The sequence below is a fragment of the Bradyrhizobium sp. P3_C3 genome (assembly GCF_056402655.1).
Genome location: NZ_JBFUGY010000011.1, coordinates 76,802 through 92,847, shown reverse-complemented (window position 1 = coordinate 92,847; position 16,046 = coordinate 76,802). Strand labels below are relative to the sequence as shown.

The following is a 16,046-nucleotide window of genomic DNA, read 5'->3' as shown; positions in this document are numbered from 1 at the left end:
TCTCCTCACTGGCACGCTTCGCATTCGGGATCGTCGATCCGGCAGGCCTTGATGCCGTCGAGGTCCGGTGCCGCTGCGGTCGGGATCACGATCGGCGCGTGCGACACCGCCACTGACGCGGACACCGCATTGAGCTTTCCGTCGGTGCCCTTCAAGGTCGATTTCTCGACATGCGTGGCGCTGCGCGAGCGCAAATAGTAGGTCGTCTTCAAGCCGCGCCGCCAGGCCAGCCGGTAGAGCGCATCGAGCTTCTTGCCGGAGGGATTGGCGATGTAGAGGTTAAGCGACTGCGACTGGTCGATCCACTTCTGCCGACGCGCGGCCGCCTCGATCAGCCAGGCGCTGTCGATCTCGAAGGCGGTGGCGTAGAGCGCCTTCAGATCGTCAGGGACGCGGTCGATCTGGCCGACGCTGCCGTCGAAATATTTGAGATCGGAGACCATGACCTCGTCCCAAAGCCCCCTCGCCTTGAGGTCGCGGACCAGGAACTCGTTCACGACCGTGAAGTCCCCGGACATGTTCGATTTCACGAACAGGTTCTGATAGTTCGGCTCGATCGACTGCGAGACGCCGCAGATGTTGGAGATCGTCGCCGTCGGCGCGATCGCCATGACGTTCGAGTTGCGCATGCCGCTGGACGTGACCTTCTTGCGTAGGCAATCCCAGTCGAGCGTTGCGGAGCGATCGATGTCGAGACCACCGCGCGAGTCGGCGAGAAGCTGGATGGAGTCGAGCGGCAAGATGCCCTTCGACCACAGCGAGCCCTCGAAGCTCGGATAGCGTCCGCGCTCCGCGGCGAGATCGGACGACGCTTCGATCGCGTAGAACGAGATTGCCTCCATGCTGGTGTCGGCAAACGCCACGGCCGCGTCGGACGCGGTCGGAATGCGCTGGACCTGAAGCGCTTCCTGAAAGCCCATCAGGCCGAGCCCGACGGGACGATGACGCATGTTGGAACGCCGCGCTTCGGGGATCGTGTAGAAATTGATGTCGATGACGTTGTCGAGCATCCGGACGGCCGTCGTCACCGTCCGCTTCAGCTTGGCATGGTCGAGTCCATTGGGGCCGACATGGTTGAGCATGTTGATGGAGCCGAGATTGCAGACCGCGACCTCGTCGCCCGAGGTGTTCAGCGTGATCTCGGTGCAGAGGTTCGAGGAATGGATCACGCCCACGTGGCGTTGCGGCGAACGCAGATTGCAGGGGTCCTTGAAGGTGATCCAGGGATGACCGGTCTCGAACAGCATGGTCAGCATGCGACGCCAGAGGTCGCTCGCGCGCACGGTCTTGAAGACGCGCATGCCGCCGGCCTTCGCCCTGGCCTCATAGGCCTCGTAAGCCGTCTTGAACGCCTCGCCGTAGAGATCGTGCAAATCGGGCGTCTCGTCCGGCGAAAACAGCGTCCATTCGCTATCGGCATCGACGCGCTGCATGAACAGGTCCGGCACCCAATTGGCGGTGTTCATGTCGTGGGTGCGGCGGCGGTCATCACCGGTGTTCTTGCGCAGATCGAGGAATTCCTCGATGTCGACGTGCCAGGTCTCCAGATAGGCGCAGAGCGCGCCCTTGCGCTTGCCGCCCTGGTTGACGGCAATCGCGGTGTCGTTGGCGACTTTCAGGAACGGGATGATGCCCTGGCTTTCGCCGTTGGTGCCCTTGATGTGGGCGCCGAGACCACGGACCGGCGTCCAGTCGTTGCCGAGGCCGCCGGAATATTTTGCCAGCAGTGCGTTGTCCTTGATCGACTTGAAGATGCCGTCGAGGTCGTCCGAGACGGTCGTGAGGAAGCAGGACGAGAGCTGCGGACGCAGCGTACCCGAATTGAACAGCGTCGGCGTCGAGGCCATGAAGTCGAACGACGACAGCAGATCGTAGAACTCGATCGCCTTGGCCTCTCGGTCGATCTCGCGAACCGCAAGACCCATCGCGACGCGCATGAAGAAGGCTTGCGGCAGTTCGACCCGCTTGCCGCGGACGTGCAGGAAGTAGCGGTCGTACAGCGTCTGGAGGCCGAGGAACTGGAAGTTCAGGTCGCGCTCGGGCTTGAGAGCAGCCGCGATCCGGCCGAGGTCGAAGCGGGCCAGTTCAGGATCGAGCAGTTCGGCAGCGATGCCGGTCTTCACATAGGCCGGGAAATATTCGGCATAGCGCACAGCCATATCGGCCTGCGAGGCGAAGGTCGGCACGGCATGGACATAGGACAGCACCTCGCCGCGCAGCTTGTCCAGCAACAGGCGCGCGCTGACATAGGCGTAATTCGGCTCCTGCTCGACCAGCGTGCGCGCGGCCATGATCGAGGCCAGCGCCAGTTCGTCCTGGCTGATGCCGTCGTAGAGATTGCGGGTGGTCTCGGTGAGCACGGGTGCCGCGGAAACGCCGTCGAGGCCGGCGCAGGCTTCGCCGATAATCAGCGCGAGCCGCTTGGTGTCGAGACCAACGCGCGAACCGTCGGCGAGCGTGACATGAAGGACCGGCGCGACAGCGGGCGTCACTTCCGCGGCCGCCTCCTCGGCGCGCTGGCGCGACCGCTCCTCGCGGTACAGCACATAGGCGCGTGCGACCTTGTGGTGCTCGCTCCGCATCAAGGCGAGCTCGACCTGGTCCTGCACGTCCTCGATATGGAAGGTGCGTCCCTCGCCTGCCCGCCGCATCAACGCAGCGACGACTTCGGCCGTCAGCTGCTCCACGCTCTCATGGACGCGGCGCGAGGCGACCGCGCTGGTGCCTTCGACCGCGAGGAAAGCCTTGGTCATGGCGACCGCGATCTTGGCGGAATCGAACGGCGAGACCTTGCCGTTGCGACGGATGATCTGCATGGCCGGCTCGCTCGAAGCAGGCGAAAGCGATTGTGGACGCAAATGAACGATGGGTGCGGAGGCGGTGTCCGCGTCGTGCAGGTTGAGTGACATCAATGGGCCCCGTGATGCGCGCGTTGTGTTTGAACGGGGCTGTAAGGAAGGACGCTGCAGAAACGCCGGCAGCGGAGTTGCCGGGCGGTGCATGCAAGCGACCGCCGGACACCCCGCCCGTGGACGTTCAGATCGTCGCGGCAGGTCTCCTGGCTCGCAGGTCGTCGCCCACTTCCCGTCTTCCCGGCGCGAAAGGCACCAGTGACGATTGTTCGGAAGCAGCTCGCTGCTGACAGTTGCGGGGGCAGCGCCGGAATTCCACGCTCTCGCGCGGTTCACCGGCTTCCCTCTTAGCCACTAAATCTTGCGATCCAGCGGAACCGTGACGCCCACATGTGGTGACATATGCAGCCGGGTGTCAACGATTCGTTGGCAGGCTTGGCGCGGATTTCCTGTGGAATGCGGTGATGGCGGGCGTGAAGCCAGGCCGGATTCTAGGCACGCACATCCGTACTATGATCGAAGCGCGCGAAGATCGCACTTGTCACAGCACCGAGCAGGCTCCAGAAAATCAAGCTCGTCACCGTGACCGCGGTGACGAACTGATGCGACAGCGAGGACGGCACGTTGGTCTCGACGTGCGCCAGCTCGGGAGCGCCGATCATATGGGGCAAGATCAGCAGGATGACGCCCGCAATTGCCGCCGGCACCGAGTGGCGAAAGACGATCAACGCCAAGCCAGCAGCCGTCGCAAATATGGCGGCCAGCCACCAGATCTGGCGCGACAGCAGCGGTGCAGCCGGCACGCCCGGCAGCTCCGGCGGCAAGCCGAGGCCGGGGGCAATGGTGAACACGGCAAAACCTGCCAATCCCCACATCAGGCCTTCATGCCAGGAGACGCCCGCGCCGGTCGCGCCGCTGCGAACAGCAAAGAAGCCAGCCAGGAGCAGTGCGAAGCCGATCGCGGTCAGCACGTTCGCGGCCGCTGTATAGGCGCTGCGCTCGAATCCGTCTCGCGGCTCCCACGCCTCGGCGCCATGATCATGGTCGGCGTGATCATGGCTTGCATGGTCATGGCCAGCCGCAGCCGCCTGCGGCGCGTCGTGCTGATGGGTCTCCGCCGCCTTCTCGAAGACCTCGGCTTTCAGGATCAGGGGAACGGTGCCGAACTGCTGGGCGACCGTGACGATGAGACCAACGATGAAACCGGCAATGACCGACGAGAAAACGATCGAACGAAACGTACTCATGCCGCCCCGGTTAGTGGCAGGGGAATGCGTTCGAGTGGCGCACGTCGTGCGCGGCATTGTGAACGATGTCGATATGCGAGAATCCCACGACGCCGACGATGAACAAGCCGAGCACCATGGCCATCAGGGCTTGCGAAAGCCGTCCCGCCTGTCCGGCTGCGATCGGAAGATGTGCGACATGGGACTGGCTCATAGCTGTTCTCCGTTAGCGATTTGGTCGTTTTCTAACAGCTTCCGGGTGATATCGCGACTGGTAAGATGCAGGCTCGTCCCTGCCGAAATGCCTTTACGGGCGATCTTGGCGCCAGCGGCCTCCCGAAATACAGCCTCAAAACGCCGGAAATAGCTGAGGCAATCCTCCGCAGAGGGCTCCACGCCGATCAAAGTCCGGAATGCGCCGCGATGCACGGCGCAAATCGCGCCGTGTCCCCTGACTGCAAAGACAAGGGACGTGATGCCATCACGCCAATGGGCCTCGTCGTTCAAGCCGACATCGCGCGTCCGCGCCCGAACGGATCGACCAGGCGGACGATCTCGCAGGCGGCGACGAGGCCGGCGAGCCAGACGGCGCTGGTCAGCCCGATGCGCGTCACGATGGCCGCAGTGAACGCGCCCTCTCCGCCAAGGAACGGCGTCGCGGCAAGCAGCGCGAGCTCATAGGCGGCGTAGGCGGCGACGAGCGCGATGGCCAGCATCAGCGGCGTACGGCCCTGCGGCAGCAGGCGGAGAACGGTCGATGCCGCTGCCGTCGACAGCAACGCGGCAGCACCGATGACAAAGCCCCAGGCGATGGTGCTGCCATCGATGGGATAGTGCAGCACGCCGAAGCCGATGGTCTGGTTCACGAGCCAGGCGCCGGTGACGACGAGCAGCGCCGGACGCATCGGCAGCATCGCGGCGGCGACGACGGCGAACGCAGCAAACGGCGTCGCGCAGGCAAGCGCGAAGCTCGCGAGCGCGCATGACACGGTCAGCAGCGCAAAGCAGAACATCGGCGCAAGGCGCGAGGTGACCGGATGAAGGCGGAAACGGTCGGCGTGGGGCGGCAGGATAGTAACAGTCATGGGACGATCTCCTTGTGGGATCTGTAGCACATTTTTGCTGGAACGCGGCATCACGTCTGACTCAGTGAAGAGCCTCCATGGGATCTTCAGTCTCGGCTGGATCGCGCCGGTCGTAGACGGCAAGCCAGGCGGCAAGTGTCGCGCTGTGCGGCTCCATGGCCGCCAATTGGCGCAAGGCCACGCGAACGGTGGCGCGCGCTGTGCGATCGGGCGGAAGCGTCACCATCTCAGGTCCCCGCCCCTTCGCGACCGCCTCGACCACGGCGCACTTGCACGCCGTGAGCTCCGGCAGCCCATAGAGTTCGAGCAGCGCCTGGAAGGCTGCGTGATGATCCGGCCGAAAAGCGCGCTTGCGGCCGAGCTGATCGCGGAGCGGATGGGCCGGATAGAGATGCGCGCAGGGGATCCACCCCTCAGGCAGCGGCTCGGTGGCGGCATGGGTGCGGCGATGCGCGAGCAGCTTTGGCAGGACGTGGGTGTGCGGGCCGTCAGGGCTTCGCCCACCCGGCGGGGGGATCGGCTGGAATACCTCGGCACGCCCGATGCGGCTGATGAAGACGCGGTGCGGATTGGCGGCCAGAATGATCCGCATGGCGTCACTTTCGGGCGCGAACACGGATTGGCCCGTGCGGCTCCTGAGCACAGCGACGGCATCGGCATCGCTGACGCGGATGCAAGCGTCGATCTGCAACGTTCCGAGGCCAAGGTCGAACAGGATGCCGCTGCGATCCCTCCTCAGGAGCGCCTCGATATCCGGACCGAGCTCGGTCAGCACGGTACGACCGCTCATGGCGCTGGCTTCATGCGGGAGACACAGCGCGATGCGGTGGCTCCAGCTCTCCGTGGTCGGCGATTCCGATGCGATCAGGCGCAGGCCCGGGTGGGAGACAACGCGCATCCCACCCTTCTGCGTCACGACGCTGCCCCCGTTGCGCGACTGCTCCATATCGAAGGCCTCACCGGGCTCGCGTGTGAACTCGGCAATGGCACCGAACGTGCCGACGCTCCAGCCGGCCTCAGCGTCGGCAAGCTGGCTTGCGATCAGGTCCATGAGCGGATCGGCCGTCGTCATGAGGCTTCTCTCTCTCTCTCTCGCTATCTGACGTCGTAATTCGCCAGGCGAATGCCGCCATAGACGCCCAGTCCCGGCTGCAGAAAGCCGGTCGGATTTTGATAGTGCACATTGGCGAGATTATCGACCCGGCCGAACACCTTCACCTGGTCGGTGACCAGATATTCGGCTGCGACGTTGACGACAGTGTAGGCCGGAGCCAGCAGACGCAGAATGCTGAAGTCGCGGTTACCATCGACGAAACTCCCGACGTGCAACACGGTTGCGGAAAGTGTCAGCGGATCGATCGGATTCCAGATGACATTTGCGCTCCACTTCTCCTTCGGACGCCTCAGCAGCTCCAGTCCCGCGGTCGCATCGACCGCGCGGGTAAAAGTGTAGTCGGCACGAACGCGAAGCCGGTCGGTGATCGCAGCCGCGACGAAGCTCTCCGTGCCCTCCGTGATCGCCTTGCCGATATTGGTGTTGGTGCTCGTGAATGTCACGGGATCGAACGTGCTCTGGATCAGGTCCGTGATGTTGTTGCGGAAGTAGGTCGACCCGAAGCGAACGCGATCGCCAAACAAGGGTTGCTCGAAGCCGGCGTCGTATCCGACGCTTTCCTCCGGCCTGAGGTTGGGATTTGCAAAGAAGAAGAACGCGGGAAAGCTGACGTAAAGCTGGTTGAGCGTGGGCGCCTTGAACCCCGTGCCGTAGCTTCCCTTGAACTTCGTATCCGTGACCGGCACGATCACGGCAGACGCCAGACGAAAGGTCGGATGTTCCCCAAACCGCTCGTTATCGTCCTGCCGGACGTTGGCCGTGAAGAAGACGCGATCCCGGAACTGGGACTGCAGCTCCATATATCCGGCCTTGTTGATGTTTTGCGCCGAGACCGTCGCCGTTTGCAGTGTTTCGGTCTCATGCTCCGCACCAAAGATGACATTGTTGTTGGGCGCAAGCTGGGTCGTGGTGTGCCAATCATACTTGACGCGGTCGCCGGTCGTGATCGTGGCCATCGCGTCGCCGGGCGAGATGTTGTAGTTCCAGTGATTGGTGTAGTTGACACCGAAATAGCTTTTCATCCGGTCGTCGAGAGCGGACCAGACCGCCTCCCCGCGCGTGAAGAGCTGGTGCACCGTCTGCGTGCTTTGCGCGGCCGCGGGAAAGCTCGCGGATGTGACGGGATCGAAGGTGTCTCCGGTAAAGCGCAGGGTGGCGTCGGTGTACCGCGCCACGCCGTTGAGCGTGAGGTTTTCGCTCAATTCGGCGCCAAGCTTCGTCGAATAGGTCATGTTGTCGTAATAGTTGCCGATCGCCTTCTGCCCCGGCGGGAGCAATTCGACCGGCGTCACCGGCACGTCGTTCGCGTGGAAATGCGCGACGTTGAAGGCATAGTTGAAGTGGTCCTGTGAACCGCTCAGACCTGCAGTCTGGTTGAACGTTCCGAACGAGCCTCCCTCGACCGAGCCGGTGGCGCGGGCGGGACCGTCGCCCTTCTTCGTCACGATGGAGATCACGCCACCCAGCGCGTCTGCGCCGTAGAGACCGCCCTGCGGACCGCGCAGGACTTCGATCTGCTGAATGTCGGAGGTGAGCAACTGGCCGAAATCAAACGAACGGTTCGGGTTGCCGGGATCGCTGACATCGATGCCGTCGATCAGGACCTTGGTGTGGTTGGAATTCGTTCCGCGCATGAAGATCGACGTCTGTCCGCCGGGGCCGCCGGTCTGCACGAGGTTGAGGCCGGGAACCGCGCTCAGTGCATCGGATGCGGTCCGGCGCTGATCGCGCTCCATGTCTCTGGCGGTCAGAACCGTCACCGAGCTCGCAACCAGATTGGTCGGAGTGACAACGCCCGTCGGACTGACGACGACCGTCGGAAACAGGTTGGCCGCGGATACCCCGGCAACCGGGGGCGACGCCGGCACCAGCTCGGGTTTCGGCAGCCGAGCGACGCGCTGCCGCTCGGGCTTGTCCGGCGCAAGCCGCACGACTTGCGGCTTGGCCGCACGCTCGGTCGGCGCGACCTCGACCGGCGGCAGCAGATCGGGCGATGCCGACTGTTGGGCATGGGCAATGGACAGATCGAGCGAATACAGGGAAACGAACGCGACAACGCCGGCGCGGAAGCGCCTGGCGGCAAAGACAATACGGGACACTCTTGTAACCTCGGTATGACGTCAGTGGCACGTCACAGCGAACGAGGTTTCACGGCGGAGCGTTCGATTGCTCCGGTGAAGCTAATGTCTGTACTCCCCGACCGACATCTTCGCGTGTGACCACGGCTGACGGCAGGTCTCCTGGCTCGCGGGTCGTTACCTTACGTCGCCTTCCCAGGACCGAGATTCCCAGTGGCATATGACGAAAGATTCACCGCTTACAGTTGCGGGGGCAGCCGTGGCGTTGAGAATATCCCGGTATCGGGAAAACCTCGCACCACGTTCCCTTTTGATCTCCGTGAGGAGAACCGTCACCGGCCAATCTACGGGGCGGGCAAGCGGAGAGTCAATCGGCCGGTTGCATGACGGGCAAAGCACCGCACCGGAGATTGAGCCGGCGCAATCAGGCCGGCTCCCGCTCCGAACGCGTCCTGATCACCGCCCGCTCGCCGGCATCGACGAGCTGGCCGATGCCGGTGCGGCCCGTGAGCGCGCAGCGGATGATGTTCTCGGCAACGGACCTGCGAAAGCAATGGTCCTCGCCGACCGGGCGATTGCGGCAAACCCGATCCAGCGCCAGCTTCATGTTGATCCGGGTGCGGGTGTCGAAATGCTCGCTGATCATTCGCAGGGCCTCGGTGCGTTGATGTCGGAGCGGAAACGCGTCGGCGTAGGCTGGGTTCCAAAACTTGCGCAGAGCTGACTACGCCCGACCTCTTGGTCCTGCGACGGGCGGGCTACGCCCGACCTCTTGGCCGCTGGGCCTGAGCCCAGGCCGCGGTGACATCGCGCAGCGGAGCGTCGATGCGCCGGATCGGGGTCAGCTCACCGGAGGCCGAGATGATGGCTGTCTCCTCGCGGCGACAGCGCGGGCACACGAAGCGGACCTCGTGCGGCGACGAAGACCAGCTCGAACGTTTGACGTTGGCCGCCATCGGCCATGCATCGCACTGCGAGCACGACACCAGGAACCGACCGGGATCGAGCATACCCATTCCATAGGACTCCGCGTCCTGCCTGCCGCTTCAATGACTAACCCATGTGAATCGTTCCGGTGCCCGAGCACCCTCAGCGCTAGCTCCAGCCAGCGCCGCCGCTCAGTGGGCACCCTTGAGGGTGCATGACGTGGTGCAGGTGACGGTGTTGCCGTGGTCGCACGCCTTGCAGGCGGCAACGCACTGGTTCATGTCGCGGGCATTGTAGGAGCTGTAGTTCCGCATCGCACAGACCGGGGTCGAGCCGGTGATGTCCTGCTCCTGATTGCAGGCGGCCGTCATGAGCGCGAAGATGAGGACTGCGAGAAGGCGCATGGGATTGCCCTGGTAGGGAGCGGCAAAGCGACGTCAGCGAGGTACGCTGCACAGCAACGGACCTCGGCATTCCCAATGCGAGCAATCATGATCGCGACGCTCGCATCCCGAAGGATGCGCGCCAAACATTAAGAACGGATTGCAGGCGGCGTCAGGCCGCGGCCTTGGTCGCGATCGCCTTCCGCATATCCACCGCCAGCTGACGATACTGCTCCGAGAGTCTCAGATAGAACTCGCGCTTGGTGCTGTCGGTGGCGAGCTTGGCAATCAGCTCGCATTCGGCGGTGAGCGTCTCGAACCGTTCCAGCCTGTCATGAAGTTCTGTCATCGGCGTGTCCCCATCAAACGCCACAAGGGACGTCAAACCTAAGCCTGAGAAATAGGTCACGGCGAACATCGTTATCGAGTAGAAACGTTTTTTCCGGCAAGGGCGGTGCAGGCCTGGCAAGGACGGCTATTTCTGCTCCAGCCGCCAGGCGCCGTCCCAATTGGCGTCCGGCGGATTGGCTTCAAACTGCGCGATGCGGCCGAGCAGCGTGCGCGAGGGACCGTCGCCGGGCACGGCTTCGAGCGCTGCATTGAACGCGGCACGAGCCTCGTCGAAGCGCTGCGCGCGGTAGGCGGCGAGGCCTTCGGCGTAGCGCGCGCGCAGGCTCTCCTGCGGGACGCTGAGCCCGTGCGCCTTGCTCATCACCTCGAAAATGGCCTGCGATGCGCTTTGACCGGCCACCGCGAGACGATCGATCTCGCGCAGCTCGAGGTTCGATCCGATCGCGTCCGCCGTCGCCTGCGCGATCAGGATCCGCGTGCCGTAGATCTTGTTGACCAGTTCGAGCCGCGAAGCGAGGTTCACGGCATCGCCCATCACGGTGAAGCTCATCATCAGCTCGGACCCGATGCTGCCGGTCAGGACCTCGCCGGTGGCAATCCCGATGCGCAGATCGCAAGGGCCTGGCATGGCGCGGATGCCGAGCAGGTCAGGCAATTGCTTCTGCAACGCCGGCACCTCATCGGCCATGTCGATGGCGGCGTAGCAGGCGAACAGCGCCGGCTCGTCCTCCTCAATGAAGGGAGGGCCCCAATAGGCCATGATGGCATCGCCGATATATTTATCGATGACGCCGCGATGGCTCCGGATCGGCGCGGACATCACCGTGAAATAGTGGTTCATGACCTTGACGAGGCCACGTGGGGTCATGCCCTCGCTCATCGAGGTGAAGCCGCTCATGTCGGAGAACATGATAGTCATCACCCGGCGCTGGCCGTCGATGGCGACCTCCGGGCGGTCGATCAGCCCTTGCGCTACCTTGGGATCGATATAGCGGCCGAAGGTCTCGCGGATGCGCTCGTTGTGCCGCAACTGCTCGATCATGCGATTGAAGGCGGCGGCGAGTTCGCCGATCTCGTCCTGGGTCGAGACCGTGATGGTCTTGTCGAAGCGGCCCGCCTCGACCTCGCGGGTGCCGGCGAGCAATAGCCGCACCGGTCGCGTGATGCCACTGGAGACGAGGAGCGCGAAAGCAAATCCGACCACCGCCGCGAGGATGGTGACGATGCCCGAAATGATCATCGCCTGGCGCTGGCGACCGATCACTGTCGCCGTACTGGCGAAGACCTGCTTCAGCATGTCGGCGCGGATCGCGTCGATCTTCTGGTTGAACTGGTCGCGTATGGTGTCGAGATGCTCCAGGGTCCCGCGCGCCTCCGTCATCTGCTTGCCTTCGACCTGCTTGAGGAGTTTTGCGTGGTCCTCATTCATGTCGTGACGCAGCTCGGTGAGAGCGGTTTCGATGCGGGTCTCGATCCGCGCCAGCCCGGCATTGTCGGAAGGCGTCCTCTTGTCGTCGATGATCGCGTTGATGTGCGTGCGCGCGGCCTCGCCTTCCTCGTCGATCTTCCGATCGGCCTCCTCGAATTCGCGCAGGCGCGCCGCATAGGCCTCCTCCTCCGAGGGGGCCTGCATCTTCATCATGACCATCCGCCGCAGCGCCACCGAGCGCTCCAGCGAGCGGATGTTGGCGCGCGCCAGATGGCCGTAGGCCGGAATGTAGCGATCGGTCAGCTCGTCGAGCAGGACACCGACCTGGCTCGACATCACCATCGAAAGAATCGCGGTGACCAGCATCAGGACGATCAATCCGAGGGCGATCCCGACGATCTTGCGCCTGATCGACTGGTTGAAAAGTGGCATGAGCGGTGGGGGTAAGAGCTGAAAGGATCGGTTGGGAACTCAATACACCGGATTTGGACGCGGGAACACGCGCAATCTGGCCTTCGCGGCGCCCTGAACCGCGCGCAACCGTCGCGCGAGCCCTATTCGTTAACAAAGGTTGAAGGCATTACCCTTTCCGCCATTTCGGAAGTTCCCGAGTTCCCATCGGTATTTTGCCGCATTGTTGAAGGAGCGTGAGGACTGCGAAACGATGTCGTGGCATCGTTTTGGGTGTCGTCTTTGATTCTCAAGCCGCATGTCGTCGCGGACCTTGGTTTGTAGTGGTTTCGCAGGGGGACCATCGAATGAACCAGTGCCTACGCTCGCTCGCGTGTGTCGTTGCCGTGGCCGCATTGGCCCTTCTTCCTGCCGAGCTGGCAGCGAAGAGCAGTCACAAATCGTCGGCGTCAAAGAAAACGCATGAGACGAAAGCCKGCGGCAAGCAGCGTCACGCTGCCGCGAAGTCGCGCCACGGTAAGCATGCCGACGCCAAGCGCAAGTCCAAGAAGGACGACGAGCCCTCGGACAAGCCGGCGCCGCCGCCGCTCACCGGCGACCTCGCCGCGCTGAAGGACGCCATCGATCTCGCGCGCAAGGGCAAGACCGACGATGCGAGCGCGGCGCGCGACCGCATTGCCGACCCGGCCGGACAGAAGCTCGCCGACTGGTTCATGCTGCGCCATTCCGAGAGCACGGCACCTTTCAAGCGCTACGCCGCCTTCCTCGCCGCCAATCCGGACTGGCCGAGCAGCGCCCTGCTCCGCCGCCGCGCCGAAGCGCGGCTGTGGCAGGAGAAGACCGACGCGGCGACCGTGCACAAGTTCACGATAGACCGGCCGACCAGCGCCAAGGGCAAGTTCGCGCTCGCCCGCGTGCTCCTGAGTGAAGGCGACAATGACAGGGCTACGCGCCTGGTGCGCGAGGCCTGGCGCACGGACGAATTGTCCGAGCGCAGCGAGGAGGATTCCTACGAGGCGTTCCGCGATCTCCTGACCGCTGACGATCATCGCGCCCGCATGGACAAGCGCCTCGGCGCCAAGGACTACGCCGCCGCAAGGCGCGCGGCCAAGCGGCTTGGCGAAGATGCGCTCGCGATCGTCAAGGCCTGCTCGGCGGTCACCGGCAAGGCCAACAAGGCCAAGGATTATCTCGAGGACGTCTCGACCGAAGCACGCCGCGATCTCGGCTACGTCCTGTGCCGCGCGCAGTGGCATCTCCAGAACGACCGCATCGACGACGCCGCCGAGGTGATCCTCGCCGCCGCGCCCGACACGATGGCGGCCCAGGACACCGATGCCTGGTGGCGCGAGCGGCGCCTGCTCGCGCGAAAGCTGCTCGACCAGGGCAAGTTCAAGACCGCCTACGACGTTGTGCGCGCGGCGGCGGTGCCCGCGATGGAAGTCTATCGCGTCGACTACCACTTCATGTGCGGCTGGATCGCGCTGCGCTATCTCGACGATCCCAAGGCGGCCATGGTGCATTTCGCCGCGATCGACGAAGGCTCGGCCAATCCGATCGCGCTGTCGCGTGCGCATTACTGGCGCGGCCGCGCGGCCGAGGCGATGGGGGCGACGGCGGATGCGCGCATGAGCTATCAGGCCGCCGCGCGCTATCCGACCGCCTATTACGGCCAGCTCGCACGCGCCAGGCTCGGCCTCGACGGGATCGAGCTGCGCCCGCCCTCGCCCGTGCTGGCCGCGGCCGACACACAGCCCGCGGACGAGCGCGTCCGCGCCGCCGAGATGCTCTACGGCGTCGGCGAGCGCGACATGGTGTTCTATTACGCCGAGGATTTTGCCAAGGAGAGCACCGACGTCGCAGCGCTGGAAGCGCTCGGCGAACTCGCCGGCCGGCGCAACGATGCGCGCGTGATGCTGGAGGTCGGCAAGTCGGCGCTGGCGCGCGGGCTTGCGCTCGACCATTACGCCTTCCCGACCATCGGCATTCCCGAGCACAAGCAGGTCGCGCCCGCAATCGAGACCAGCGTGATCTATTCGGTGGCGCGCACCGAAAGCTCATTCGACCAGCGCGACAAGTCACCCGCCAACGCGGTCGGCCTCATGCAGGTGACGCCGGAGGCGGGCCGCGATACCGCAAAGCGCTTTGGCCTGACCTATGACTGGGACAGGATGGTGTCCGATCCCGTCTACAACACGCAGATGGGCGCGGCCGAGCTCAGCGCGCTGCTGTCGGAATATCGCGGCGACCAGATCATGACCTTCGCGGGCTACAATGCCGGCCGCGGCCGGGTGCGCGAATGGGTGCAGGCGCGCGGCGACCCGCGCGACCCCAAGGTCGATCCGGTCGACTGGGTCGAGCGCATCCCGCTGTCGGAGACACGCAACTACGTCCAGCGCGTGATGGAGAATGTGCTGGTCTACCGCGCCCGGTTCGAGGGCAGCGGCACAGCCACGGCGAAGTCCGAGCAACGCGTCACGACGCACGAAGTCAGCGCGGCACCCACGGCAGCGGCCGCAGCCGCCGCGCCCTAGCTTCGCAACGCCGGGGCTGGACGCGGCGCGAAGCTGGATGCAGTGACTGCGGCCGCCGACTCTGCGCGGCCCGCATCGTTAGGCTAGCCGTCACCTCCTTCCGTGGTCAGAAGGTTCGTGCGCGCGCAGAAATGCTTCCGTCAGCGCGCCCGAGAGCGCGCCGAATTGCATCATCCAGCTCCAGCTCGAAATGGCCGCTAACACCGTGACCATCTCGAGCGAACTGCGGTAAGGCCAGAGCGCTTCCATGCTCGTCTGCTGATACCGGCGGTAGCAATCATACTCGCAGTACTGCCGTTGCGTGGACACATGCCGGACGTAGCTCGAGCCCAGYGGCCGGGCGCACGCGCTGCAAGTGACGCCATGGCGCGGTTGGTCCTGGTTGACGAGCATGAATTTCAACGTCCTGTCCTCCCCTGCCAGCAGTCGCATCGGCCGATGCGCTTCGCCCACCCGTCAGCTCAAGACGCCGCTTGCGCTCGCCTCTCGATCAACGGCGCCGCTTCGTGATGGAGCGCGTAACACTCGTAGCCGCAATAGGGCAGCAGCGTCTTCGCGTCGCGCAGATAACCGGCGCTGATCTCCTCGCAGCACCATAGACAGAACGTCTTGCGGAAAGGGGTCCTGCCGTTCACCAATATGAATCTCACGTGGCACCTCCCAACGCGAAGCAGTAGACCGTGTCGACCAGAGAGGCGGACGGCGGCGGCGCGCAAAGATGGTTGCGGCCGTCGGGATTGTCCCTGTTTCGCTCGACCTTCTGGGATGGAATGAGAATGTACTTCCCGTCTTCCCGGCGCCGCGCGTAGATCCGGCCGTCGACGTATCGCACCTCGGTCGGGTAGCAATCCGCACTGTTGCAGCAGCTGAGCACGGGATTATCGGGCATGTGCCAACTGGAATAGAACTTCTCGTGCAGGAGCTGATCCTGGAGTGGATGATGACGATGTGCACCATCCTGTCCGAGCTCGTCGGCCTTCACTCCCGTTACCAACGGAAGCGGCAGCGCGATCATCAAGAGGAGCTTGCAAGCACGGTTCAGCACGCAGCCTCCGGTTCAGAATTGCCGAATGGAGCCGATCGAAGGGCTAATCCTCATGCCGCCTGAAATCGAAACAACCATCGGCGGTCGCGTTCGCGGCGCGCCCTGAAGCGATCGAGACATTTTCTGGAGCACAGCGGCGCTCGCCACGAATAATATCGGATCAGGCCAAACTTGCCGCTACAGACAGCGCAAGCTTTTACGGCAGGGCCACGCTCGGAGTGTTCAGGCGTATCGCACATCATGCTCTCCTCCCGGCTCTCATGGTCGTGGCCTCGCGCGTACGCTGACGCCCGGCCATCCACGCTCGTTAGTGAAATGCGGCCTCTCAATCGCGACCAGCCAATCGTGCGGCAAGTCGGGCAATGGACGCGGAGCTATCGGCAGCACATCGAGCTAATCGCCGGCTTGTGGCCTTGCACATCGCGTCCCTTCGATGGTTGTGAGACTAGTCCGCATGCAACGGACGACTCAATTGTACGGAGGTAAATGTGCGCTATGACTTGGGATGCGCGAGCTATACGTAGGTTTGTCCCGTAGTTTTCCGGGCCTTCGCCGCACCTTCGCAACGAGACGGCGCAAGGCCGGCAGGCTGCACGGCTGCCGCGAGTTTC

16 protein-coding genes and 2 riboswitches are annotated in these 16,046 nt (G+C 64.1%); of the genes, 1 reads left to right on the top strand and 15 read right to left on the bottom strand.

Annotation, left to right across the window (positions count from 1 at the left end):
• Positions 1 to 5 precede the first annotated feature (5 nt).
• The 12 genes from AC1DW2_RS14770 to AC1DW2_RS14715 all read right to left on the bottom strand — a co-directional run bounded on the left by AC1DW2_RS14770 (position 6) and on the right by AC1DW2_RS14715 (position 11,877).
• The gene (locus AC1DW2_RS14770; RefSeq protein WP_477006422.1) at positions 6 to 2,909 is read right to left on the bottom strand and encodes a ribonucleoside-diphosphate reductase subunit alpha; all 2,904 of its coding nucleotides are present in this window, start codon (positions 2,907 to 2,909) and stop codon (positions 6 to 8) included.
• Between the two features lie 122 nt (positions 2,910 to 3,031).
• Positions 3,032 to 3,249, bottom strand: a riboswitch (cobalamin riboswitch).
• A gap of 94 nt (positions 3,250 to 3,343) precedes the next feature.
• Entirely contained in the window at positions 3,344 to 4,099 is a 756-nt protein-coding gene (locus AC1DW2_RS14765) for a CbtA family protein (RefSeq protein ID WP_477006421.1), read from the bottom strand.
• Between the two features lie 10 nt (positions 4,100 to 4,109).
• Complete coding sequence (locus AC1DW2_RS14760; RefSeq protein ID WP_071913585.1) at positions 4,110 to 4,292, bottom strand: CbtB domain-containing protein; 183 nt, start codon at positions 4,290 to 4,292, stop codon at positions 4,110 to 4,112.
• Complete coding sequence (locus AC1DW2_RS14755) at positions 4,289 to 4,585, bottom strand: hypothetical protein (RefSeq protein WP_477006420.1); 297 nt, start codon at positions 4,583 to 4,585, stop codon at positions 4,289 to 4,291. The genes AC1DW2_RS14760 and AC1DW2_RS14755 overlap by 4 nt, the downstream gene beginning before the upstream one ends.
• On the bottom strand, positions 4,582 to 5,163 hold the full coding sequence (locus AC1DW2_RS14750; protein WP_477006419.1) for a hypothetical protein: 582 nt from the start codon (positions 5,161 to 5,163) through the stop codon (positions 4,582 to 4,584). The genes AC1DW2_RS14755 and AC1DW2_RS14750 overlap by 4 nt, the downstream gene beginning before the upstream one ends.
• Positions 5,164 to 5,224: 61 nt before the next feature.
• On the bottom strand, positions 5,225 to 6,235 hold the full coding sequence (locus AC1DW2_RS14745; protein ID WP_477006418.1) for a DUF6925 family protein: 1,011 nt from the start codon (positions 6,233 to 6,235) through the stop codon (positions 5,225 to 5,227).
• 23 nt (positions 6,236 to 6,258) lie between these two features.
• Positions 6,259 to 8,376: a TonB-dependent receptor domain-containing protein gene (locus tag AC1DW2_RS14740; protein ID WP_477006417.1), complete on the bottom strand. Its 2,118-nt coding sequence runs from the start codon at positions 8,374 to 8,376 to the stop codon at positions 6,259 to 6,261.
• Between the two features lie 114 nt (positions 8,377 to 8,490).
• Positions 8,491 to 8,704, bottom strand: a riboswitch (cobalamin riboswitch).
• Between the two features lie 75 nt (positions 8,705 to 8,779).
• Positions 8,780 to 9,001 (bottom strand): hypothetical protein, encoded by a 222-nt coding sequence (locus AC1DW2_RS14735; RefSeq protein ID WP_071913576.1) that lies wholly within the window; start codon positions 8,999 to 9,001, stop codon positions 8,780 to 8,782.
• Positions 9,002 to 9,113: 112 nt separating this feature from the next.
• On the bottom strand, positions 9,114 to 9,371 hold the full coding sequence (locus AC1DW2_RS14730) for a hypothetical protein (RefSeq protein ID WP_477006416.1): 258 nt from the start codon (positions 9,369 to 9,371) through the stop codon (positions 9,114 to 9,116).
• Between the two features lie 102 nt (positions 9,372 to 9,473).
• The gene (locus AC1DW2_RS14725) at positions 9,474 to 9,686 is read right to left on the bottom strand and encodes a hypothetical protein (protein ID WP_477006415.1); all 213 of its coding nucleotides are present in this window, start codon (positions 9,684 to 9,686) and stop codon (positions 9,474 to 9,476) included.
• A gap of 151 nt (positions 9,687 to 9,837) precedes the next feature.
• Positions 9,838 to 10,014, bottom strand: coding sequence for a hypothetical protein (locus AC1DW2_RS14720; RefSeq protein WP_166341944.1), 177 nt, complete (start codon positions 10,012 to 10,014; stop codon positions 9,838 to 9,840).
• Between the two features lie 126 nt (positions 10,015 to 10,140).
• Positions 10,141 to 11,877: an adenylate/guanylate cyclase domain-containing protein gene (locus AC1DW2_RS14715; RefSeq protein ID WP_354123719.1), complete on the bottom strand. Its 1,737-nt coding sequence runs from the start codon at positions 11,875 to 11,877 to the stop codon at positions 10,141 to 10,143.
• A 326-nt stretch (positions 11,878 to 12,203) separates the two neighbouring features.
• Here AC1DW2_RS14715 and AC1DW2_RS14710 point away from each other — a divergent pair, with 326 nt between their 5' ends.
• Positions 12,204 to 14,390 carry a transglycosylase SLT domain-containing protein gene (locus AC1DW2_RS14710; protein WP_477006414.1) on the top strand — a complete coding sequence of 729 codons (2,187 nt, stop codon included), beginning with the start codon at positions 12,204 to 12,206 and terminating at the stop codon, positions 14,388 to 14,390.
• Between the two features lie 90 nt (positions 14,391 to 14,480).
• On the opposite strand, the gene AC1DW2_RS14705 is transcribed toward AC1DW2_RS14710, so the two are convergent.
• The 3 genes from AC1DW2_RS14705 to AC1DW2_RS14695 form a co-directional block, all read right to left on the bottom strand.
• Positions 14,481 to 14,639 (bottom strand): hypothetical protein, encoded by a 159-nt coding sequence (locus tag AC1DW2_RS14705; protein ID WP_474817006.1) that lies wholly within the window; start codon positions 14,637 to 14,639, stop codon positions 14,481 to 14,483.
• A 212-nt stretch (positions 14,640 to 14,851) separates the two neighbouring features.
• Positions 14,852 to 15,040, bottom strand: a complete 189-nt coding sequence (locus tag AC1DW2_RS14700) for a hypothetical protein (protein ID WP_477006413.1) — start codon at positions 15,038 to 15,040, stop codon at positions 14,852 to 14,854.
• Positions 15,037 to 15,405: a hypothetical protein gene (locus AC1DW2_RS14695; protein ID WP_049831710.1), complete on the bottom strand. Its 369-nt coding sequence runs from the start codon at positions 15,403 to 15,405 to the stop codon at positions 15,037 to 15,039. The genes AC1DW2_RS14700 and AC1DW2_RS14695 overlap by 4 nt, the downstream gene beginning before the upstream one ends.
• Between the last annotated feature and the right edge of the window lie 641 nt (positions 15,406 to 16,046).

Bases quoted from the DNA above. Each gene is read 5' to 3' on its own strand.
- AC1DW2_RS14735 (WP_071913576.1), bottom strand. From the start codon at position 9,001: ATGATCAGCGAGCATTTCGACACCCGCACCCGGATCAACATGAAGCTG.
- AC1DW2_RS14770 (WP_477006422.1), bottom strand. From the start codon at position 2,909: ATGTCACTCAACCTGCACGACGCGGACACCGCCTCCGCACCCATCGTT.
- AC1DW2_RS14695 (WP_049831710.1), bottom strand. From the start codon at position 15,405: ATGATCGCGCTGCCGCTTCCGTTGGTAACGGGAGTGAAGGCCGACGAG.
- AC1DW2_RS14765 (WP_477006421.1), bottom strand. From the start codon at position 4,099: ATGAGTACGTTTCGTTCGATCGTTTTCTCGTCGGTCATTGCCGGTTTC.
- AC1DW2_RS14720 (WP_166341944.1), bottom strand. From the start codon at position 10,014: ATGACAGAACTTCATGACAGGCTGGAACGGTTCGAGACGCTCACCGCC.
- AC1DW2_RS14730 (WP_477006416.1), bottom strand. From the start codon at position 9,371: ATGGGTATGCTCGATCCCGGTCGGTTCCTGGTGTCGTGCTCGCAGTGC.
- AC1DW2_RS14725 (WP_477006415.1), bottom strand. From the start codon at position 9,686: ATGCGCCTTCTCGCAGTCCTCATCTTCGCGCTCATGACGGCCGCCTGC.
- AC1DW2_RS14760 (WP_071913585.1), bottom strand. From the start codon at position 4,292: ATGAGCCAGTCCCATGTCGCACATCTTCCGATCGCAGCCGGACAGGCG.
- AC1DW2_RS14715 (WP_354123719.1), bottom strand. From the start codon at position 11,877: ATGCCACTTTTCAACCAGTCGATCAGGCGCAAGATCGTCGGGATCGCC.
- AC1DW2_RS14705 (WP_474817006.1), bottom strand. From the start codon at position 14,639: ATGGAAGCGCTCTGGCCTTACCGCAGTTCGCTCGAGATGGTCACGGTG.
- AC1DW2_RS14750 (WP_477006419.1), bottom strand. From the start codon at position 5,163: ATGACTGTTACTATCCTGCCGCCCCACGCCGACCGTTTCCGCCTTCAT.
- AC1DW2_RS14745 (WP_477006418.1), bottom strand. From the start codon at position 6,235: ATGACGACGGCCGATCCGCTCATGGACCTGATCGCAAGCCAGCTTGCC.